21 protein-coding genes are annotated in these 20692 nt (G+C 71.6%); 11 read left to right on the top strand and 10 right to left on the bottom strand.

From position 1 onward, the window contains the following. The first annotated feature begins 43 nt into the window (after nucleotides 1-43). The gene (locus tag ACTMTB_RS16015; protein ID WP_441146356.1) at nucleotides 44-403 is read left to right on the top strand and encodes an MmcQ/YjbR family DNA-binding protein; all 360 of its coding nucleotides are present in this window, start codon (nucleotides 44-46) and stop codon (nucleotides 401-403) included. Here the strand turns inward: ACTMTB_RS16015 and ACTMTB_RS16010 are convergent. After that, nucleotides 390-1424 carry an endonuclease/exonuclease/phosphatase family protein gene (locus tag ACTMTB_RS16010; protein WP_441146354.1) on the bottom strand — a complete coding sequence of 345 codons (1035 nt, stop codon included), beginning with the start codon at nucleotides 1422-1424 and terminating at the stop codon, nucleotides 390-392. The two genes, ACTMTB_RS16015 and ACTMTB_RS16010, sit on opposite strands and share 14 nt — an antisense overlap. A gap of 265 nt (nucleotides 1425-1689) precedes the next feature. Between ACTMTB_RS16010 and ACTMTB_RS16005 the strand changes: the two genes are divergently transcribed. The 3 genes from ACTMTB_RS16005 to ACTMTB_RS15995 all read left to right on the top strand — a co-directional run bounded on the left by ACTMTB_RS16005 (nucleotide 1690) and on the right by ACTMTB_RS15995 (nucleotide 4556). Beyond that, entirely contained in the window at nucleotides 1690-2661 is a 972-nt protein-coding gene (locus ACTMTB_RS16005; protein WP_441146352.1) for a quinone oxidoreductase family protein, read from the top strand. A gap of 96 nt (nucleotides 2662-2757) precedes the next feature. Further along, entirely contained in the window at nucleotides 2758-3306 is a 549-nt protein-coding gene (locus tag ACTMTB_RS16000) for a hypothetical protein (RefSeq protein ID WP_441146350.1), read from the top strand. A gap of 812 nt (nucleotides 3307-4118) precedes the next feature. Continuing rightward, nucleotides 4119-4556: a hypothetical protein gene (locus ACTMTB_RS15995; RefSeq protein WP_441146348.1), complete on the top strand. Its 438-nt coding sequence runs from the start codon at nucleotides 4119-4121 to the stop codon at nucleotides 4554-4556. A gap of 166 nt (nucleotides 4557-4722) precedes the next feature. On the opposite strand, the gene ACTMTB_RS15990 is transcribed toward ACTMTB_RS15995, so the two are convergent. The 3 genes from ACTMTB_RS15990 to ACTMTB_RS15980 are packed head-to-tail and all read right to left on the bottom strand — an operon-like array spanning nucleotide 4723 to nucleotide 7544. Then, complete coding sequence (locus ACTMTB_RS15990) at nucleotides 4723-5436, bottom strand: NADPH-dependent F420 reductase (protein WP_441146346.1); 714 nt, start codon at nucleotides 5434-5436, stop codon at nucleotides 4723-4725. 34 nt (nucleotides 5437-5470) lie between these two features. Further along, the gene (locus ACTMTB_RS15985) at nucleotides 5471-6502 is read right to left on the bottom strand and encodes an LLM class flavin-dependent oxidoreductase (protein WP_357613875.1); all 1032 of its coding nucleotides are present in this window, start codon (nucleotides 6500-6502) and stop codon (nucleotides 5471-5473) included. After that, nucleotides 6495-7544, bottom strand: coding sequence for an LLM class flavin-dependent oxidoreductase (locus tag ACTMTB_RS15980; protein WP_441146344.1), 1050 nt, complete (start codon nucleotides 7542-7544; stop codon nucleotides 6495-6497). Before ACTMTB_RS15980 ends, ACTMTB_RS15985 begins: the two co-directional genes overlap by 8 nt. Nucleotides 7545-7656: 112 nt before the next feature. On the opposite strand from ACTMTB_RS15980, the gene ACTMTB_RS15975 reads away from it, so the two are divergent. The 6 genes from ACTMTB_RS15975 (at nucleotide 7657) to ACTMTB_RS15950 (ending at nucleotide 14975) form a co-directional block, all read left to right on the top strand. After that, the gene (locus tag ACTMTB_RS15975; RefSeq protein WP_441146342.1) at nucleotides 7657-8169 is read left to right on the top strand and encodes a MarR family winged helix-turn-helix transcriptional regulator; all 513 of its coding nucleotides are present in this window, start codon (nucleotides 7657-7659) and stop codon (nucleotides 8167-8169) included. 300 nt (nucleotides 8170-8469) lie between these two features. After that, nucleotides 8470-9636, top strand: a complete 1167-nt coding sequence (locus ACTMTB_RS15970; protein ID WP_441146340.1) for a glycosyltransferase family 39 protein — start codon at nucleotides 8470-8472, stop codon at nucleotides 9634-9636. Nucleotides 9637-9922: 286 nt separating this feature from the next. Further along, nucleotides 9923-11656 carry a glycosyltransferase family 2 protein gene (locus tag ACTMTB_RS15965; protein ID WP_441146338.1) on the top strand — a complete coding sequence of 578 codons (1734 nt, stop codon included), beginning with the start codon at nucleotides 9923-9925 and terminating at the stop codon, nucleotides 11654-11656. A 14-nt stretch (nucleotides 11657-11670) separates the two neighbouring features. Then, the gene (locus tag ACTMTB_RS15960; RefSeq protein WP_441146336.1) at nucleotides 11671-12801 is read left to right on the top strand and encodes a glycoside hydrolase family 26 protein; all 1131 of its coding nucleotides are present in this window, start codon (nucleotides 11671-11673) and stop codon (nucleotides 12799-12801) included. 119 nt (nucleotides 12802-12920) lie between these two features. Further along, a complete protein-coding gene (locus ACTMTB_RS15955; RefSeq protein WP_441146334.1) occupies nucleotides 12921-14087 on the top strand; it encodes a glycoside hydrolase family 26 protein in 1167 nt (388 codons plus the stop codon). A gap of 150 nt (nucleotides 14088-14237) precedes the next feature. Next, entirely contained in the window at nucleotides 14238-14975 is a 738-nt protein-coding gene (locus tag ACTMTB_RS15950) for a hypothetical protein (protein ID WP_441146332.1), read from the top strand. Nucleotides 14976-15028: 53 nt separating this feature from the next. Here ACTMTB_RS15950 and ACTMTB_RS15945 read toward each other — a convergent pair whose 3' ends face one another. Further along, nucleotides 15029-16315 carry an erythromycin esterase family protein gene (locus ACTMTB_RS15945; RefSeq protein ID WP_441146330.1) on the bottom strand — a complete coding sequence of 429 codons (1287 nt, stop codon included), beginning with the start codon at nucleotides 16313-16315 and terminating at the stop codon, nucleotides 15029-15031. Between the two features lie 321 nt (nucleotides 16316-16636). Here ACTMTB_RS15945 and ACTMTB_RS15940 point away from each other — a divergent pair, with 321 nt between their 5' ends. Next, nucleotides 16637-17089, top strand: coding sequence for a DUF6098 family protein (locus ACTMTB_RS15940; protein ID WP_210775735.1), 453 nt, complete (start codon nucleotides 16637-16639; stop codon nucleotides 17087-17089). A 42-nt stretch (nucleotides 17090-17131) separates the two neighbouring features. On the opposite strand, the gene ACTMTB_RS15935 is transcribed toward ACTMTB_RS15940, so the two are convergent. From ACTMTB_RS15935 to ACTMTB_RS15915, 5 genes are all read right to left on the bottom strand, one after another. Next, a complete protein-coding gene (locus ACTMTB_RS15935; RefSeq protein ID WP_441146328.1) occupies nucleotides 17132-18145 on the bottom strand; it encodes a radical SAM/SPASM domain-containing protein in 1014 nt (337 codons plus the stop codon). Between the two features lie 84 nt (nucleotides 18146-18229). Continuing rightward, nucleotides 18230-18400, bottom strand: coding sequence for a hypothetical protein (locus ACTMTB_RS15930; RefSeq protein ID WP_210775737.1), 171 nt, complete (start codon nucleotides 18398-18400; stop codon nucleotides 18230-18232). A gap of 151 nt (nucleotides 18401-18551) precedes the next feature. Then, nucleotides 18552-18959, bottom strand: coding sequence for a hypothetical protein (locus ACTMTB_RS15925; protein WP_441146325.1), 408 nt, complete (start codon nucleotides 18957-18959; stop codon nucleotides 18552-18554). Between the two features lie 235 nt (nucleotides 18960-19194). Further along, entirely contained in the window at nucleotides 19195-19818 is a 624-nt protein-coding gene (locus ACTMTB_RS15920) for a TetR/AcrR family transcriptional regulator (RefSeq protein ID WP_441146323.1), read from the bottom strand. A 78-nt stretch (nucleotides 19819-19896) separates the two neighbouring features. Continuing rightward, nucleotides 19897-20625: an alpha/beta fold hydrolase gene (locus ACTMTB_RS15915; RefSeq protein ID WP_441146321.1), complete on the bottom strand. Its 729-nt coding sequence runs from the start codon at nucleotides 20623-20625 to the stop codon at nucleotides 19897-19899. Nucleotides 20626-20692: the final 67 nt, after the last annotated feature.

Raw genomic sequence — 20692 nt, 5'->3', positions numbered from 1 at the left:
GCGTAACCTCGGCCCGGTGAGGATCCGACCGGGAGGGACCCCGATGGCTGACGCCGATGATGTCCGCCGGATAGCCCTGGCGCTGCCGCACGTGGTGGAGGTCGACAGCGAGGGCTTCGACTTCCGGGTCGCCGACAAGGGATTCGTCTGGTCCTATCCCGAGCGCAGGCCGGGGAAGCCACGGGTGATCCGGACCGACGTCGCGGTGCTGTTCGTCGGCGACGAGGCCGAGAAGCAGGCTCTCCTTCTCGGCGAGCCCGACCTCTTCTTCACCACACCCGGCTACGAGGGGTGGCCGCTGGTGATGCTGCGTCTGGCAGAGGTCGATGTCGAGCGCCTACGGGAGCTGGTGACCGATGCGTGGCGGATGCGGGCCCCGGACGCGCTCGTCAGCGACCGTTGACGGCCGCCTGACCGGCGCGGTGCCGCGTCCACCGTGCTCGCCGGGGCGGGGCGACGCGGGCGGGTGTCCAGCGCGGCGCGATGGCGGCCCAGGCGGGGCGTCGGTCGTCAATCGTGAGGGTGGCCAACAGCCCTGGGTGGTCGGTAGCCCCGCGCATGCCTATCGACCTGCTGCAACAGATCGTGACGTCGGTTGTCGCCATGATCTGTTGCACCGCGCCGTCATCGATCCGCAGGTAGCCCGGCGGCACGCAGGACCGCACGTCGGGGGAGCCGCCGTGCCGGAGGTTGAGGTCGCCGCTCAGCACGGTGGGCGCGTATCCGGTGCTCCTGCGGATCATCGGTACGACCGTGTCGAGCAGGTGGGCGCACTGGGCGAGCGCGACGGTGGCACTGGTCGCCGCCAGGTGTGTGGTGCAGGCGTGCAGCACGCCGGCGACGTGGACGCAGAGCCAGGCTCGTTCCTCGGGGTCCGTGACATCCTGCGTCGGGTGGATCCCGCTGTGCACCGTGTGCCCCGGGTACGGCGCGGCAAGGTGGGTCAGCAGCCCGACGCCGTACGGCTGCCCGTTGCGGCACTCGGTGACGGCGCCGGTAGGGCGGTCACCGGCAGCCTTGAAGGCGGAGACGACTGTGCCGCCGCCGTGCCCGGCCGCGAACGCGTGCTCCAGCGCGGCCACGTCGTCCTGGCAGATCTCGTTGAGGGTGACCAGGTCGGGCAGCTCGGTGCCGATCACCTCCGCGGCCTCGGTCACCGATCGGCCCGTGTAGCAGCCGGCCCGGCCGCTGTTGCAGAGGTTCAGCTGGAGCACCCGCAGGGCCTTGGATCCGGTGGCGTCGGCCACCGACGATCCGGCCGGCAACCCGGCCGCGGCGATCAGGCACACCACGACCAGGGCCGGGCGGAGAGTTCGGTACGAACGATCAGCCCCGCCCCGACGAAGGAGTCCGACCAGGGCCCGACCGCGCAGACGACGGCACCTGCGGGGGCGGGTGACGTCGGTGGCGGGCTGCTCGGACATGCGGGCTCCGGGTGGGGGAGGACGTGTCTTCGCCGGGGTGCCAGCGATCTTACTGCTGCCGATCGGTCGCCGGACCCTGTGCCGGCCCGGGTGTTCCGGGCGCCGGCAACGCGGAGTTGGTCCACGGCGCAGGCCCGGTGGGCTCGCGGCCGGTAGCCCGACCGGGTGAACGGCGCTCGCGCAGGGACCCCCGGCGACGGGTGCACCGGCATGCTGCCTTCGACGATGCGGTGCCCACACGACACCGGGGCGGAGAGGATTCCAGATGGCAGACGGCGACGTGCCGGAGCAGATGCAGGCCGCGGCCTTCGACGAGTTCGGCGGTCCGGAGGTGATCACCCCGCGGATCCTGCCGGTGCCGCAGATCGCCGACGACGAGGTTCTGATCAAGGTGTGGAGCGCCGGCGTCGGGGTGTGGGACGCCATGACACGGGAGGGCGCGCTGGTGCCCGAGGGATCCACCTTCCCGATGGTGCCCGGCGCCGAGGCCGCCGGCAGCGTCGCCGCAGTCGGACGGCAGGTCACCAACGTCGCCGTGGGCGACGTGATCTACGTGTACGGCTACACCCGGCCGAAGGGCGGCTTCTACGCCGAGTACGCGGCGACCAGGGCCGAGTACGTCGCGAAGCTGCCGGCGGGCCTGCCGGTGGAGCACGCCGGGGCCATGCCCACCGACGCGCTGACCGCCCTGACGGGCCTGGACGTGCTGGGCCTGTCCGCCGGCGCGTGGTTGCTGATCTTCGGAGCGAGCGGGGGACAGGGTCACCTGGCCGTGCAGTTGGCCAAGCGGCAGGGGCTCAACGTGGTCGCCGTGGCGTCCGGGGCGGAGGGCGTGGCGCTGGTGAGCCGGCTCGGCGCCGATCTGGCCGTCGACGGTCACGGTGACCTCGCCGAGGTGCTCCGGCGGATCCGGGAGGTGACGCCGGACGGCGTGGACGGCCTGCTGGCGATGGCCGGTGGCAAGACGCTGGACAAGCTCACCGAGGCGCTGCGCGACGGCGGCGTGCTCGGGTACCCCCACGGGGTGCAACCGGAACCGAGCGAACGGCCCGGCGTGACGGTGCGGGCGTACGACGGCGAGACCGGGCCCCGGCAGTTGCAGCGCCTCAACGAACTCATCGAGGCCGGACCGTTCGAGGTGCACGTCGCCGAGAAGTTCCCGCTGGGGCGGGCGGCGGAGGCGCACCGTCGCCTGCAGACCTCCTTCCCGGGCAGGCTGCTCCTCACGGTGGTCTGACCGCCGGGCGTCGCGACGCTGCTCGACACCTCGCACGATCCCGGCTCGCGTACCGATCTCGGGTGTGGGGGCGCGGCCGGCGGGTAGGGGTTCGCCATGGTGAAGCGCGCGGTGTGGCAAGGGCTGGTGGCCGGGCTGGCGGGGGCGGCGGTGATGACCGTGGCGGAGAAGCTGGAGCAGCGGGTGACCGGGCGGCCCGACTCCCATGTGCCGGCCCGCGTACTGGCGCGGCTCACCGGCCTGCCGGAGGCACCGACGCGTCAGCCGCGGTGGCGGAACCTCGCGATGCACTACGGCCAGGGCGCGCTCGTCGGCGTGGTGCGCAGCATCATGGCGCAGGCCGGTCTGCGGGGTGCCTGGGCCTCGGGGATGTTCGCCGTGGTGCGGTTGACCAACGATCAGATTCTGGAGAACGCCACCGGCGTAGGGGCGCCACCGCAGACCTGGCCACGCGGCGAGCTCGCCGTCGACGTCCTGCACAAGTCCATCTACGGATTCGCCACCGGAGCGGTCGCGGACATCCTCGCCGCCCGCGACGGCGCCGGCCCCGGCCAGCGGCACGCGGCGCTGCGCCCCGGCCGCCGCTCTGACGTCGGCCCGCTGCCCCGAGGCGACGCATACGGCGTACGGGCCCGGCGGGGATAGCCAATTCACCGGGCGGTGATCCGGTGTGGCCGGCAGGTCCAGCACGGCGTGGAGCCCTCGTCCCGGAAATTCATCGAGCTTGCGCAGACCGGGTGACCCATCTCCATTTGTGTCGAGGTTTCGACCATTTCCAGCGTGCGGTAAGCGGGGACTGGCTTCGGAAGCTGCCCCGAGGCTGAGCGGGGGGAGTTCCCGCGCAACAATTCGCATTATTACGTCAGCGGGAAGAGAGTAATTTCTTCCATCACCGAACTCGCCGGGTCGGCTCGTCCGTCGGTGATTTCGGCGTAGCTGCCGCCTCGCCATTTCTTTGCCGTGCGGCGCTGGGGGCATGATCGGGTCGGACGTGCGGCCGGTGCCGCGCGAGGCAACGGGTGGGGACGCCGGGATCCGCTGAGCGGTGCTCGATGCTCGCCGCCTGCGGTGCGCCGCCCGGAGGCAGCGGCCGGCGTCGCCGGCAGCGAATATGTGGATGAGAAGAATTCGCTGCGACAATCGTGAAATCGTGCGGAGCGGCGCCGAAGTGAAGCAGGACACATCCGTCGGCGCTGTTTTGTCGGCGGCGTCGACGCTGAACAGCGAAAGGGACCCGTCGTGCCGGTCGCCGCGTCGCCGGAACCCGTCCGAGCCTCCTTGACGGCGTATCCGGGATGCGATCTCATCGGGGCCGGCGCCGACGAATCATCAAACGGCCGGCGCCGTCCGGCGTCCCGTCATCGTGGTCGGGCCATTCACCCTTGGCCTGCGACCACGGTGGACGCCGCCCATTTCGCCCGCCCCGATCGGTGGGCCCTTTCGAAAGGGAGTGCACAATGACGTCACTCGATGTCAAGATGCTCGGTGCGGTCGCCGTCACCGGTATCGCTCTCGCGGCCGGCGCCTCACCCGCCACGGCCTCCGCCGACAGCGACTTCGCACTGGAGAGCGCCGGGGTCAGCGCCTACGGCAGCTACGACATGATGATGAGCATCCCGGAGCGGCCGGTACCGCCGGTGGCGGTCAACGGGACGCTCGCGGTCAACGCTCCCGGGCGGTGCGGCGTGGTCCAGATCGCCACCAACGGACCGGCTGACGAGCTCGTCTGGCGGACCTTCGCCGCGCTGTGCACTCCTGGTAAGACGACCGCCCAGACCCGTTCCGAGTTGCTGTGGGGTGGGTTCAAGCCACGGCTCCGGCTGTGCGTCGGCACCACGGTGGCCCGGGCGGAGCGTGGCCGGGTCTGCGACACGTACACCCCTCCGGTCGACTGACCCGGACCGCGCAGCACGGCCCGGGCCCCGCGACCAGCGTGGCCCGGGCACGTGCGGGTGGTGAAGCCGCCCGACGGTGTGACCTGTCGACGGGGAACCAGCTCGCCGCTTTCGTGGCTGGTTGCCCCACCACCGGCGGCCTTCCGCCAGGTGTCAGCGCCGGGGCCTACCCCGCCTTCGGCGTGGCCGCCCGTGCCAGGGCGACGACCCGCCCACGCTCCGACTCCGCGAAGCGGTCGAGCATGGCCCGCACCTCGTCGGCGCTCACGTTGGCGCCGAACAACTCGCTGCCCGGTTCCAGTCGCACGCCCTCGGCGAGGGGGCCGGCGACGACCGGATCGAAACCGAGCCGGTCGACCAGGGACGCGACGACGTCGAGATCAGCGCGGGCGTCGCCGGCGATGGCGATGGCCTTGCGGCCGGGTGTGCCGGCCGGCCGCGCCCCGTCCTCGAGATCGTGGTAGCCCATGTGGTTGAACGCCTTGACGACGCGGGAGCCGGACAGGAACGCCTGGACGGTCTCGCTCGACGAGGTGCGCGGGTCGGTGAGGTCGTCGCGAATGCCGTCGATCTCCCACCAGTAGTTCATCGCGTCGACGACGAGCTTGCCGCGCAGCGCCTCGGCGGGGATGCTCCGGTACTTGCCCAGCGGGAGGGCGAGAATGACGATGTCGGCGCCGGCCACGGCGTCGACCGCGGTGGTGGCGACCGCTCCGGGCGTGAGCACCTCGATGGTGAGGGCGATCTTCTCCGGGTCGCCGGAGCCGGCGATCAGCACCCGGTAACCGGCGGCGAGGGCGAGTCGAGCGAGCACGGTGCCCACCTTGCCGGCACCGAGGATGCCGAGCGTCTGGGGCCCGCTCCGGGCGCTGTCGTTCATGTCTTCCTTCCGCTTTCCGATCGGCCGTCCGTGATCAACTGGCCAGGATGTCACGGACCATGGGGATCACCTTGGTGCCGTACAGCTCCACCGCGCGCATCCGGGCGCTCACCGGCTGCGCTCCGGCGGTGTAGATGAGGTCGAACCGGCCGACGCCGAGACTGCGGATCGCGCGAGCCACCCGGCGGGCGACGGTCTCCGGGGAGCCGATGTAGAGGGAACCGTGCTCCACCTCCGCGTCGAACTCCGCGCGGCGGATCGGTGGCCAACCGCGCAGCGCGCCGATCCGGTCCCGCATGACCCGGTAGTACGGCCAGTACAGCTCCTTCGCCTCCTCGTCGGTGTCGGCGATGAAGCCGGGCGAGTGCATGCCGACCGGGTGCGCCGTCGTGCCCAACTGCTCGGCGGCCCGGCGGTAGAGGTCGATGTAGGGCGCGAAGCGCTCGGGAGCGCCGCCGATGATGGCGAGCATCAGCGGTAGGCCGTATCGGGCGGTACGCACGACCGACTGCGGCGAGCCGCCGACGCCCACCCAGGTGGTGAGGCGTCCCGACTCGGTCTTCGGGAAGACGTCGGCGCGCTCGAGCGGGGCACGCTTGGTGCCGCTCCAGGTGACCGGCTTCTCGTCCAGCAGCTTCACGAACAGCTCGATCTTCTCCTCGAAGAGCACGTCGTAGTCGCGCAGGTCGTACCCGAACAGCGGGAAGGACTCGGTGAACGACCCGCGGCCGAGGATGACCTCGGCCCGGCCGTGCGACAGCGCGTCCACCGTGGCGAAGCGCTGGAACACCCGGACCGGGTCGTCCGAACTCAGCACGGTCACCCCGGAGGCCAGCCGGATCCGCGAGGTACGCGTGGCGATCCCGGCCAGCACGGTCTCCGGCGTGGACACCGAGTACTCCGGCCGGTGGTGCTCGCCGAGGGCGATGACGTCGACCCCCAGTTCGTCCGCCAGCACCGCCTCGTCGACGACCTGACGGATCGCCGCGGCGTAGGAGACGAGCTTGCCGGAGTCGTCCTCCGGCACGTCGCCGAAGGTGTCGAGGCCGAACTCGAGATCAGACATGGATGGGCTCCTTCGCCAGCAGCTCCCGGACCCGCGGCGCGACCTCACTGCCCAGCAGTTCGATGGTGCGCGCGCGTGCCTCGCGGGGCAGGTGCATGATGTCGTACTTGAGATCGAAGCGGCTCAGCCGCAGGTCACGGGCCATGGTGGCGATCTTCTGCGCGACCGTCTCGGGTGACCCGACGAACAGCGCGCCGCCGTCGAGCTCGGCCTCGTAGCGTTTGCGGTCCGGCTTGTAGAAGCCGCGCTCCTCGGCAAGCGCCGCCACGACCGGCTGCCAGTACCGCCACCACGTCTCCACGGCCTCCTCGTCGGTGTCCGCGACGAGGCCGAGCGAGTGCTGCCCGATCGGCTGCACGGGATGCCCGAACTGTTCGAGTGCCCGGAGGTAGAGATCGACATTACCGGAGAACCGCTGCGGGCGCCCGCCGATGATCGCCATCATGAGCGGGAGTCCGTAGCGGGCCGCGCGGACCACCGAGTTCGGGCTCCCGCCGACGCCGATCCACGTCGGGATGCCGCCCGGCTGCATCCGCGGATGCAGCCGCTGCGCGACCAGCGGGCTGCGTACGGTGCCCGACCAGGTGACCTCTTCCTCCCGCTGAAGCCGGACGAAGAGGTCGAGCTTCTCCTCGAACAGGCGCTCGTAGTCCGCCAGGTCGTAGCCGAACAGCGGAAACGACTCGGTCGCCGATGCCCGCCCGAGAACCAGCTGGGCCCGGCCGTTCGACACCGCGTCCAGGGTCGCGAACTCGTGGTAGAGCCGGACCGGGTCGTTGGTGCTGAGTACCGTCACGGAGGTCCCGAGGCGGATCCGCTCGGTCGCCGTCGCGATCGCCGCGAGCAGCACCGGCGTCGCCGAGTCGGTGTGGCCCTCCCGGTAGTGCTCGCCCACGCTGAACACGTCGAGGCCGACCGACTCCGCGAGCCGTGCCTCGTCGACGAGGAGCCGCACCGTCTCGGCGTCGCTCAGGACCCGGCCGCCGTCGGTGGCGACCTCCCCGAACGAGTTGAGCCCCAGTTCAAAACCTTGAGCTGTCATCGTCTCCTCCTCACGCTCGCTCCCCGGCGGCGACCTCGCCGCAGGAAGCCCTCGACGATTGACACGTCAACCATGCTAGCCTCAGGATTGACATGTCAACCAGGAGCGGGAGATGACGAAAGCCACACCTGACCGGCGGAAGGGACGACAGCTCCCGAGCGCGGCGGAGCTGCGGGCCTGGCGCGACTACATCGAGACGGCGGAAGCGCTCAGGTCCCAGCTCGCGTCTCGCCTCCAGACCGAGTCTTCCCTCTCCCCGGGCGACTACGCCGTGCTGCTCGCTCTCACCGAGGCGCAGGAACGGCAGATGCGCTCCTCCGAACTCGCGGCCCACATCGGCTGGGAGCGCAGCCGGCTCTCCCACCACCTGGGGCGGATGGAGCGGCGCGGGCTGATCCGCCGCCAGGAGTGCGCAACCGATCGCGGTGGAGCGGAGGTCCTGCTGACGCCGGCCGGAGCCGACGCGTTCCGGCGCTCCACGGTTCCGCACCTGCGCGCCATCCGCGAACTCTTCGTCGACGCTCTCACGCCGGATCAGCTCGTCGCGGCGGGCGAGATCGCCGCAGCGCTGCGCGCGCACCTCGACCCGCACCAGACCCCTCAGGCGCCGCCAAACGTCCGGTGAGCCCGGACTCTCGTCGCACTGAGGGTGGGACCAGGGCAGCCTGCGGTTGAGCCCGGGACACGATTGGCTCCCCGACCGCTGAATGGCGGTTGATCCCCGATTCGGTGCTTGTGACGCATACGGGCTATGTGTCCGCCGGTGTTCCCTATGCTCCAGGTGACATTCCTACTCGATCCAGGACTCCGGCCGGTCCTGCGCCGCGTGCTGCCCACGCCACGGGACCGCTGGCCTGGCGTCGCCTCGGGGCGCGCCCCTGCAACGGCTTCGACCGCTGGCTCCGACAGAAATGCGTGAGACACGATGAAGGACGCGGACACCATAGTCCTGCCCCGGCTGACGTCGACGGAGGTCGACGTCGAGGACCCTTGGGGCGAAGGCCACGACGTGGCCCCCCAGCCGGCGACCCACCCCGTCCGGTGGCGGGTCGCCGCCTGGCTGGTACCGGCACTGCTGACGGCCACGCTCTGCCTCGTCCGGGCCGGCGCGCCCGCCCCGCCCACCGGCGACGCCCCGGCCTGGGGCATCGCCGGTTCGGCGCTGATGCGCTGGTGGGCGGAGGTCCTCGGCACGCCGGGCCCGGCGGTGCGGGCGGTGTCGATGGTGGCCGTCACCGCCGCGGCGGCCCTCGTCGGGCTGTTGGCGGCCCGACTGTTCACGCCACGGGTCGGCCTGCTGGCCGGGGTGATCTTCGCGCTGCTGCCGACGTCGACGCGGTACGCGCAGGAGGTTCAGCCGTACGCGCTGACGGTGTTCGCCGCCGTGCTCGCCACGTTCCTGCTCGTGCTGGCCGTCGACCGGCCGACGGTCGGACGCTTCGCCGGCTACGGCGCCTCGGTGCTGCTGCTGGGCCTCTCCCACGGTCTCGCGCTGCTGTTGCTGGCCGGGCACGGCTGGACCGTGTTCGCCTTCCGGCGCGGCGTGGCCGGCCGTTGGTCGGCGGTGGCGCTCCTGGGTGCGCTACCCGCGGCCGCCGCGCTGGGACTGTTCGGCGGGCGACCCGGTGCGCCGATCGCGCGGGGATCGAAGCTCACCCCGGACGTGTTGGCCGCGACCCCCCGGGAGTTGTTCGGCGTCACCGCCCTGGGGATCGTGCTGCTCGGGTTGGCGCTGTTCAGCCTTCCGTTGCGGCGCTCCGCCGCCGTCTACACCGCGTGGGCGGTGGTGCCGCCGCTGGGGTTGCTGCTCGTCGCGCAGGCGACGCCGGTCTGGGGGCCGGAGGTGCTGCTCTTCACGCTTCCGGCGTGGGCGACGCTCGGCGCGGTCGCCCTGGCCCGGGTGCGTGCCCGGTGGTGTGCGATCGCCCTGGTGGCGATCGCGGTGCTCGGTGCGCCGGCACAGCTGGCCCGGCCGGCGCCGGAGGGACCCGAGCAGGCGACCGGCGAACTCGCGAGGATCATTCAACTGTGGACCCGGCCCGTGGGCGGTGAGACGCCGCACAGGGCTCGGCCGGCCTCCGACGGTGAATGAGGACGGCCGACGGAACAACGCTCATGACCATTTGAGCAACCCGCACTCTTTGGGCAGATTGCCCGAATAGCATCAGCTCCGGTCGAGTTCGTGTCGGGCAGAGTCCATTGGGGGCAACGTGGGGATCGCCAGCGATACCCGGCTGTCTCACCTCGCGGGGGAGGTCAGCGCGGGTGCTCCGGCCGCCGCCTCGCCCCGGGCCTCGTCGGAGCAGCCCCCCGACCGTCGACAGCGCAACGTCAGAGCGCGTCGTGCCTACGCGGGGTGCGGCACGACGGCCGGACCGTTGGTCGCGCCGCGGCACCCGGAGGCAGCGGTCGAGTTCCGGCACGCCGTCTCGCCGGCCGCACGGCTGGTCCTGACGCTGTTCGTCCTCGTCAACAGCGCGGCCGGTGTGCTGTTCATCGGCTGGCTGTTGCTCCCGGCGCACGTGCCGGGGCCGGGAGTGACCGGGATCGGGAGCTGGCAGACGATGGCGGCCCGGCTCGGCTTCTGCGTGGTCGTCGGTGTGGAGTTGATCCGCCTCGCGCAGAACGTGGTGATCTGGGTTTTCGCGTACCACGCCAAGGATCCGATCCCGGTCGATCCGCCGGTCGGCCTGCGGGTGGCCCTGCTCACCACGATCGTGCCCAGCAAGGAGCCGATCGACGTCGCCGAGCGGACCCTGCGGAGGATGACGCAGATCGTGTACTGCGGGCAGGTCGACGTCTGGATCCTCGACGAGGGGGACGACCCGGCGGTGAAGGAGATGGCCGCGCGGCTCGGGGTGCGGCACTTCAGCCGTAAGGGCCGCCCGGAGTACAACCAGCCGAGCGGCGAGTTCCGGGCCCGGACGAAGTCGGGCAATCACAACGCCTGGCGGGCGGAGCACGAGCACTGCTACGACGTGGTCGCCAACGTCGACCCGGACCACGTGCCGTTGCCGGGCTTCCTCGAACGGACCCTCGGCTACTTCCGCGACCCGGACGTCGCCTTCGTGGTGACGCCCCAGGTGTACGGCAACATGCACCAGAACTGGGTCGCGCACGGCGCGTCGGTGCAGCAGTACCTGTACAACGGGCTCATCGCGCGGGGCGGGAACGGGCTGGACGCGCCGCTGCTCACCGGCACCGGCCACCTCTACCGACCGGCGGCCTGGCGGACCATCGGGGGCTACCAGGACTCGATCATCGAGGACCATCTCACCAGCATCCGGGTCCACGCCGCCGTCAACCCGCAGACCGGCAACCGGTGGAAGGGCGTCTACACCCCGGACGTGGTGGCCATCGGGGAAGGCCCGACGTCGTGGGCGGACTACTTCAACCAGCAGAAGCGGTGGGCGGCCGGCATCTGCGAGATCCTGGTCCGCCCGGAGCTGCGCGCACCGCGCGAACTGAGTGGACGGCGCCGCTGGCACTACCGCCTGCTCCAGTTCTACTACCCGAGCGTCGCCGTCAGCCTGTTGCTGGGCAACCTCGCCACGGCCATGTACCTGCTCACCGGGGTGAGCACGGCCCAGCTCGACGTCACCGTGTGGTCGGTGCTCTGGGGCTCCACCATCGGCTCCTGGTTCGCGCTCTGGCTCTGGCTCCGCCGCTTCAACATCGCTCCCCACGAACGGGAGGAGATCGGGGTGGTCGGCATGGCGCTGGCGTTGTTCACCGGTCCCGTCTACGTCGCCGCCGCGGTCGGTGCGCTGCTGCGGCGAAAACTCGCGTTCGTGGTGACGGCCAAGGGAAAGCTGCGCTCCACCGAGTCGCTCGCCACCTTCCGGCTGCACTTCGGGTGGGCGGCCTTCGCCGCTGCCCTGCTCGGCGCGGGCTTCGTACTGGACACCAGCTTCACCATGCTCCACGTCTGGCCGATCCTGACCCTCCTGACAGGTCTCGGTCCGCCGCTGATCGCGCTCCTGTCGAACATCACGGCGCGCCGAGAGCAGCACGACGACAGGGCCGAGCAAGCCGCGCGCGCCGGCAACGAGGAGCGCCAACCGCCGAAGTCGCGGGTGGCGGCGAACGGGGGTTTGCCATCGCCAAGCTGACCGTCCCGCGGGTCATGATGGTGTTGATCGCCGCGCTGCTGCTGGCCTACGCCTTCGCCATGGCGCCGAAGACGACGGCCGAGGGCCGAAAGGAGGCGCCGTCCGACCGGGTTGCCGCGGCCGGACCAAGCGCGGTGGCGACGGCCGAACCAGGCTCGTCGCTCGGACCGGACCGGAAAATCTTCCCTCCGGCTGGCAAGGCGTTCATCGGTGTCATGACCCATGAGGGCCCGCACGACTTCACCGCGGTGAACATGTTCACGGCGGCCGCGAAGCGCCAGCCGCAGGTCATGCTCTTCGGCTCCGGATGGGCATCCGACACATTCGACCGGACGCCCTTCGACCGGATCAAGAACCGCGGCATGCTGCCCATGCTGGGCTGGGAACCGTGGGACTACCGATTGGGCGAAGCGGCCATCAAGAAGGGGCTCCCGACCCGCGAGGTCGACAGGTTACGGAACGAGCAAACCCGGTACCGGTTGTCCCACATAGCGCGCGGGGACTTCGACAGCTACCTGCGATCCTGGGCCGAAGGGATCAAGTCACTCGGCTACCCGGTGGCCATCCGGTTCGCCCATGAGATGAACGGCTACTGGTACCCGTGGTGCGAGCTGGTCAACGGCAACCGACCGGGCGACTACGTCAAGGCGTGGCGCCACGTACATGATCTGTTCCGGGCCGCCGGGGCCACCAACGTCACGTGGGTGTGGAGCCCGAACAACATCTGGGACGACTCGCTCCCGAAACTCTCCACGTTCTACCCGGGCGATGCCTACGTCGACTGGGTGGGCGTCTCCGGCTACTACACCACCGTGTTCACCCCGGACTACCGGCCCTTCGACGTGATCTTCGACAGGATCATCAAGGAGATCCGCGCCTTCAGCAGCAAACCGCTGGTCATCACCGAGACCGGTGCCTCCGACGCCTACGCGCGCAAGGCCGAGTGGATCACGCAGACATTCCGGCTGCTGCCCCGCTACAAGGACATCATCGGCGTCATCTGGTTCGAAGTGAACAAGGAGGTGGACTGGCGCATCGTCAGCTCACCGGCCGTGGCAAAAGCCTTCGCCAAGGGAGTCGCCGATCCTCGCTACCAGGTCACCTGGTCGCCAGACATGCTCCTGCGCACGAAACTCGAGGACTAGATGTTCCGTACCCTGCCTCGTCCCCGGGTTGACGACATGGCCGAGCCGGTCGCTCGCGCCGACAGCGAGGAACGCCCCCGCCGAGGTCGCGGGTGTCGGGTCGAGGGGGTTCTGCAACGATGAGGTTGAGCGTTCCGCGGGTCCTGATGGTGCTGATCGGCGCGCTGCTGCTGACCTACGCGTTCGCCATCGCACCGACCACCATGTCCGGGAGCCGGGAGGACGGCCCGTCCGGCCGGATTGCGACGGCCGAGCCCGGTGCGGCGGTGACGGCCGGAGCCACGGCGGCACCGAGCGCGCCGCCCCGACCGGCTGCGGAACTCTTCCCGCCGGCCGGCAAGGCGTTCATCGGTGTCATGACACATGAGGGCCCGCACGACTTCACCGCGGTGAACACGTTCACCGCGGCCGCGAAGCGCGAGCCGCAGGTGATGCTCTTCAGCTCGGGGTGGGCGTCCGACACATTCGACCGGACGCTCTTCGACCGGATCCGTGACCGGGGCATGCTGCCGATGCTGGCCTGGGAACCGTGGGACTACCGCCTGGACCAGGCGGCCCGCAAGAAGGGCTTCAGCGCCCGCAAGATCGACAGGATCCGCTCCGACCAACCCCACTACCGGTTGTCCCGCATCGCGCGGGGGAGCTTCGACCCGTACCTGCAGTCCTGGGCACAGGGCATCAAGTCACTCGATTACCCGGTGGCCATCCGGTTCGCCCACGAGATGAACGGCGACTGGTACCCGTGGTGCGAGACGGTCAACGGCAACCGGCCGGGCGACTTCGTGAAGGCCTGGCGTCACGTCCACGACGTGTTCGAAGCGGTCGGGGTCACCAACGTCATCTGGACGTGGAGCCCGAACGTCAGGTGGGACGACTCCACCCCCAAACTCTCCACGCTCTACCCGGGCGACGACTACGTCGACTGGGTCGGACTCTCGGGGTACTACGGCACCGGGGCGCTCTCGACGTACCGGTCCTTTGACGCGATCTTCAACTCCACGATCAAGGAGATCCGCACCTTCACCGACAAGCCGTTGGTCATCACCGAGACCGCCGCCTCCGAGGGTAATGGGCGCAAGGCCGAGTGGATCAAGCAGACCTTCCAGCTGCTGCCCCGCCACCGGGACATCATCGGCCTGATCTGGTTCGAGGCGAACAAGGAGGTGGACTGGAGGATCGTCAGTTCGCCGGCCGCCGCCAAGGCCTTTGCCCGGGCGGTCGCCGCCCCCCGGTACGACTTCGGCTGGTCGCCGACCATGCTGCCGCGTACCCAGATCGAGGAGTAGGCCCGCGGACCGGACGCTGCCCGCGTGACGCACCGGTCGGCGGGCCAGAAGTTGATCGGCCCCCTACAATCCTGTGGCACCTGTCACACCCGGCTCCGGTCGTCTCCGCTGCCGGGCGCACCACTCGGCGCGCGGAGGGGAGCCTCGGGAGTGAGTCCACGTCACGGATCCGGTCCGCACGGCATGTGGCGGATCGGGCCGGTCCGCCTGCTGGCGGTGGTCGGAGTCGGCTACCTGATCATCGTGCTGACGCTGGCGGCGGTGAACGTGGATCTGGGTTTCGGGGGGTCGCCGGCGGCAGATCGTCCCGGCCCGGCCGGCCCGGCGACCGACCTTGATCCGGCCTTCCCGACGCTGGACCCGGCCACCGCCACCCCGGTCGAGGGCGGCGGGGAGGTGCGTGTCGGATCGGTGGCGACCCGACCCGCCGCGCCGTCGACGGCACCTCCGACCACCCGCCCGCCGGCCACCCGCCCACCCGCCGCCCCGGCGGCACCGATGGTGGTGCGCTCCTACGAGGCCGAGTCGGCGGAGAACGGCCTGAACGACATCAGGATCTACAACTGTCCCGGCTGCTCCGGCGGGAAGAAGGTGGGCAACATCGGGCGCGACATGGGAACGCTGCAGTTCAACGGCGTGACCGCCCGCACCGGCGGGTCGGCCACCGTGACCATCGCGTACGTCAACGGCGAGGCCCCCCGCGTGGGGCGGATCAGCGTGAACGGCGCGGCCCCGATCACGCTGACCTTCCCGGGGACGGGCGGGTGGAGCACCGTCGGCACCATGGTCGTGACGGTGCCCCTCCGACCCGGGCCCAACACGCTGAAGATGTTCAACCCGGACTCGCCGGCACCCGACTTCGACAAGATCACCGTCGCCGTCCGATAGTCCCGCCCCGCCCACCGGACGCCCCGACCCGGTCGAACCGCTGGCCGGTGTGCTCAGACGCCCGAGGGGTAGCTCTCGGGCTCGGCGAGGCTGGCGGGCCGGATGTGCAGCGGCCGGACGGCCTGGGACTCGTCGACCCAGCAGAGGGCGTCGTAGCGGTCGCCGAGCACCGTCGCGACGTAGTTGCCCCAGCTCTCCCGTTCCGGGTGGTAGACCACCCCGACCGCCCGATGGTCCAGTTCGTCGGTGAGCAGGTCGGGACGGCCGTCCCGGGGAAAGACGAAGAGCGCCTCCGCCGGCGCGGCGGCGTGCAGCGCGTCCTCCAGCGAGTGTCGCCGGCCCGGCGGCATCCTCATCACCCGCATCGGCGCCCCCCAGGCGTCGCCGGCCACCACGGTCCCCCGATGGGTGGCGAAGCCGACCAGGACGACCTGGTCGACGCCGTGCCGCTCGCGGGCGAGCTGGCCGATGTTGACCTCGCCCGCCTCGACCATGTCGGTGGCCCGGGCGTCACCCACGTGGGTGTTGTGTGCCCAGACGACCGCCTTCGCGCCCGGGCCGTAGTGCGTGAGCAGCCGGTCGAGGGTGTCGTCCATGTGCCGGTCACGGACGTTCCACGACTCGCGGCCGCCCCGCACCATCGCCCGGTAGTAGCGCTCGGCGCCGGCGACCACCTCGGCGTTCTGCCACGCCCCGAAGCGGCCCGCGCCGTCGGTGGCGGCCCGCTCGCGCAGCGCGGCGAGCAGGTCGACGACCTCGTTCTCGCAGCTGTTCGGCACCAGCCGGGTCGCCAGCGCGTACTGCTGCGGGTCCTCGTCGTACGGCTGGAAACAGCGGTAGGCGGCCAGCGCCGCCGGCACCTGTTCCGGGTCGTGCTCGCGCAGGTAGACGAGGATCTCGTGCAGCGACTCCCACAGCGAGTACACGTCCAGGCCGTGGAAGCCGACCCGTGCCGTCTCGTCCAGTTGGGCGTTGTGGGACCGCAGCCAGCGGGTGAAGTCGACGACCTCCTCGTTGGCCCACATCCAGGTCGGCCACCGCTCGAACGCCGCGAGGGCCGCCCGCGGGTCCTCCGGCGCGTCGCTGCGGCACCGGACGCTGCGGTCGACCCGGTCACAGTCGGGCCAGTCGCCCTCGACGGCGACGAACGAGAAGCCCTTCTCCTCGATGAGCCGCCGCGTGATCGCGGCCCGCCAGGTGTAGAACTCGTGCGTGCCGTGGGTCGCCTCGCCCAGCATCACCACCCGGGCGGCACCGACGCGGTCCATCAGCACGTCCAGGTCGCCCGGGTCGGTCAGCGGCGCCGCGAGCCCGGTCACCTCGTCGTCGTAGCGTCCCATCGCGCACTCCCGCCGCCTCGGATCCGGCCCGTGACCACCCGGCAGGGGCTCGGGCCGTACCGGCGGACGCCCCGCAGCTCTCGCGGGTGCCGCACCGCCGTCACGGACACGTCGACCCGTGCCTACCCGCACCGGCTGGGCGCATGCGTACCGGCTGCCGTCGTGCGCCGGCTGCCGTCGCCGGCGGGCGGGAAGGTGTCGACCGCCCGGGGACGTGCGGGTGCGCCGGCCCGACCCCCAAAAGGCCCGGAATCAGGAGGAATGGCCAGGGGGCCGGCAGGGCACATGGACGGGGTGAGCAAGGCACACAACGAAGCGGGCATGTGGGTCGTCGACGACCTGGATCAGCTCGTCACCCTGGTGCAGAAAGCCGCGGACGAGTCGCTGTACGTGCGGTGGTCCCGGGGACCGCAGGCGGACCTGACCGACGAACGGCAGGCCAGCCAGTCCAGCCGGGACGCGCTGACCGGGACGGAGCTGCCGGGCCTGTCCGCCAACCCGCTCGCCGTGGAGTCGTGGTGGGGTGACCGTTCCCTGCGGCTGTGGATCGCCCGCCGGCTGTACGACTACTGCCACCTGCGGGACCTGCGTGGGCCCGGCGTACGCCCGTGGGTGCTGCTGGGCGAGCAGATCGGCCGGGGGCCCGACAACGAACCCCTGGTGATCTGCCAGCGGCCGCTGGCCTGGGTCAGCGAGGCGGCCCTCAGCCAGGCCCATCGGGCGGTGGAGGAGCAGGCGTCGCACGAGTGGGGTCCGCTGCACCGCGCGGACTGACCGGTGCGCGTCCCGCCGGTACCCGCTGGCGGCCCGGCGGGGTCAGAAGGCGCGCCGGTACAGCGAGCAACCCCGGCACACCTCGGGCGGCTCGCCGCCGAGGAGGCGGTGCCGGAACTCGCGGTAGCGCTCGCCGTACCAGATCTGTGGGAAGCTCTGCTCGGTCAACCGGCCCAGGGACATCCGGTCGTCGCCCATCACCATGCAGCACGGCTGCACCACGCCGGTGCTGGTGATGTAGGCCGCCTCCCAGGGCCAGGAACAGCCCCGGCCCGAGGGCGTGCCGGCGTCGGCCGGGACGCCGGGGCGCGGCAGGCGCAGTCGCACCCCGTGCTCCCGCGCCGCCTCGCCCGCCTCGTGGAAGGCGGTCGCGGCGCGATCCGCGTCCGCGCCGGTCCACAGTGCCTGGTCCGCGGTGAACTGCCGGATGCCGTCGTACCCGCTGGCGGGGTCGGCGTCGGAGAAGTTGTGCGAGAGGTTCTGCACGTGCAGCTCGTCCACCCCGACGCGGGCCAGCAGACGCACCAGGTCCGGCAGTTCGGCGACGTTGTCCCGCATCGCCACGAACACCACCCGGATCCACGGGGTGACGCTGCCCGCAGCCTGTTTGGCGTGCACCAGCCCGGCGAGGTTCGCCACCACGCGGGCGAAGTCGGCCCCCTCGCGGACCGCCTCGTAGACGCCCGCGCCGGCCCCGTCGAGGGAGACGTGCAGCCAGTCGACCCCGCTGTCCACCAACTCCTCCGCGCGGCCACGGGTGAGCAGGGTGGCGTTGGTGTTGAACCCGACGGTGATCCCGCGGGCGACCGCCGCCCGCACCATCTCCATCAGGTACGGCGACAGCAGCGGCTCGCCCAGACCCTGCAGCGTCAGCCGGTTCAGCGCGGGTACCTCGGCCAGCAGGCGGTGGAACAGCTCCGGCCGCATGGCCCCGGCGAGCTTGTTGACCGGGGGCCGGTACCGGACCAGACACATGACGCACCGCAGGTTGCACGCCGAGGTGACCTCCAACTGGAGGTGCGGCGGCAACGGCGGAGCGTCGATGTCGGTCGACATGCCACCTGATGCCCGGACGCCACCCGATGAAACCCGGCCGCGCGCCGGGTCCCGGCGGGCCGACGGCCGGGCGGCGTCAGCCGGTCACTGTTCGTCGTCGATGACCTCGGTCCGGTCGTCGCGCGTGACGGTCACCGGAAGGTGCTCGTCGGGCTGGGGCGCCTGCGCCAAGGTGTGGTGGGGATCCCCGTCAGGGGAGTAGAGCACCCGGTCGGTCTTGCCGGTCTTCTCCCGGTCTTCCTCCGGCTCCGTCACGTCACCCTCCTGCTGCCGCTCGTGTCGCCCACGCTACGCGGCCGGCCCGCTGATTGGTCCGGTTTCCGCCCGGTACGTGCCGGTCGGCGGACGGTGGCGGTTGCCCGGCGGGCGGGACCGGCGGGGTAGCGGCTGGGCCCGGGCGGCGGGCTCAGCCGGGCAGCCGGGCCGCCGGACGGCGCTGCTCGCCGGCCAGCAGGGCGTACGAGGCGAGCGCGCCGGCGAGGACCACGTCCACGGAGATGACGAAGCCCCGGTCCATCCCGTCCGGCGCGAGGGCCGTGCCGGTCACCAGGGCGGTGACGGCCACCAGCACCATCGCCACCCGGACGAGCTGGTGGGGGTCGGGTCCGCTCCGGTCGGTGTGCCGGGACGGGCGCCCCGCCACCAGCAGCAGGGCGCCGACGGCTCCGGCGGAGCCGATCATCAGCGAGGGCACGGCGAGCCCGTCCACCCCCTGGCGCAGCATGCTGCCCCCGGACCAGGCCAGCAGCCCGAAGATCACCATCGCCAGGAGGTGCGGGAGGGCGCTCCGGCCCAACCGACGCGACCGGTTCACCGCCGGATCTCTTCCGTCTGCCACGACAGTCCTCCGCTCGGCCAGAATGCCGTCGATGTCATCGTCGCACCACGACGCCCGGATGGCAGCAGCCGATGAGCGCGGACAACCGGCGGACCCGCCCGGTTCGGCCGGGCGGAGCGCGCGGACCGGCGTGGAGGAGCGTCGGCGCGGTCGAACCCCGGCGGTGGCCCGGGCCGGTGAAGATCCGCCGGGCCGCGGACGTCGCGGCGGCTCAGCGCGCGGGGCTGGGCGCCCCGATGCCGGCCACCGCCGCGAAACCGGCCAGCGCGATCTCGGCCGACTGCTCGAGGTCGGCGCGGGCGACGCCGGCCGCGGCGTGCACGGCGTGCCCCTCGGTGACCACCGCGACGAACCGGGCCAGCGCCGCCGGATCCGCGTCCGCGGGCAGGTCGCCCTCGGCCACCGCGCGGGCGAGGCGGTCGGCGAGGGCACGTTCCCCGGTCAGTCGGCTGGCGGCGAGGAACTCGGCGACCGGGGCGCTGCCGGTACCACCGGCGGTGCCGCCCTGGATCGACAGGCACCCGGCCGGACAGTCCGAGCGGGTCAGGGCGAGCACGTTGTCGCGCAGCAGGGCGGCCACCACCTCGTACGCGGTGGGCTGGGCGAGCGCGTCGCGCGCGTACGCCATGTCCCGCTCGGCGTACCGGGCCACGACCTTGCGGAAGAGCTCCTCCTTGCTGCCGTAGGCGGCGTAGAGGCTGGGCTTGTTGATGCCCATCGCGGCGGTCAGGTCGGTCATCGAGGCACCCTCGTAGCCCTGGCGCCAGAACACCTTCATCGCGCGGTCCAACGCCTCGTCGGCGTCGAATCCTCGCGGTCGCCCCCGTTGCGGCATGGTGGCACCTCCTCCGGTGCACCATGGTACCTCCGGCGCGACCGATCGGTACAAAATTGCTCGGCCGGCGGGGAGTGGTCAGCGCTTGACGCTGTCGAGCGCCTGCATGATCACGTCGGTGACGGCCTGGGGTTGGCTGACCATGATCACGTGGGAGCCCTCGACCTCGGTGACGGTCGCCCCGGCCCGCTGCGCCATGGACCGCAGGACGTCGGTGCCGGCGGCCTTGTCGCCGGTGGCGACCGCGGCCCAGGACGGCAGGTTGCGCCAGGCCGGCGTCCCGGTGGGTTCGCCGAAGGCCAGCGCCGAGACGGGGCGCTGGGTGGCCGCCATGACGGCGGCGTCCTTCTTCGACACGTCGGCGGCGAACGCGTCGTGGAACTTCGCCGGGTCGATGAGGAACTCCGTCTCCGTGCCCTGGGCGGTCGGGTACTTCACCTCCATCAGGGCGGTGGTCAGCACGCTGTCCTTGGAGTCGCTCTCGATCGACAGCAGGGTCTCACCCTCGTCGGGGGCGAAGGCCGCGACGTAGACCAGGCCGACCACGTTGTCGACCCGGGCCGCGGCGTTGGTGATGACCGCCCCGCCGTACGAGTGGCCCACGGCCAGCACCGGGCCCTCGGTCTGCTTCAGCGCGCTCGCGACGTACGCGGCGTCCTCGCTGACCCCGCGCAGCGGGTTCGGCACCGCCTTCACCGTCACATCCGCGGCCTGGAGGCGCTCGACCACGCCGTTCCATCCCGAGCTGTCGGCGAAGGCGCCGTGGACCAGGACGACGGTCGGCGTGCCGTTCGGTGCGGTGGCCATGGCGGTTCCCCTCATCGCAGTCGTGCGGCGCGGGCGCGAATCCACGCCGGCACCGGTCAACTACCGA

It is taken from the genome of Micromonospora sp. L32 (assembly GCF_052068055.1).
GTDB classification, from domain to species: Bacteria; Actinomycetota; Actinomycetes; order Mycobacteriales; family Micromonosporaceae; genus Micromonospora; species Micromonospora purpureochromogenes.
Note: the sequence above shows the minus strand (reverse complement) of the source record. Positions and strands in the feature narration are given on the sequence as shown.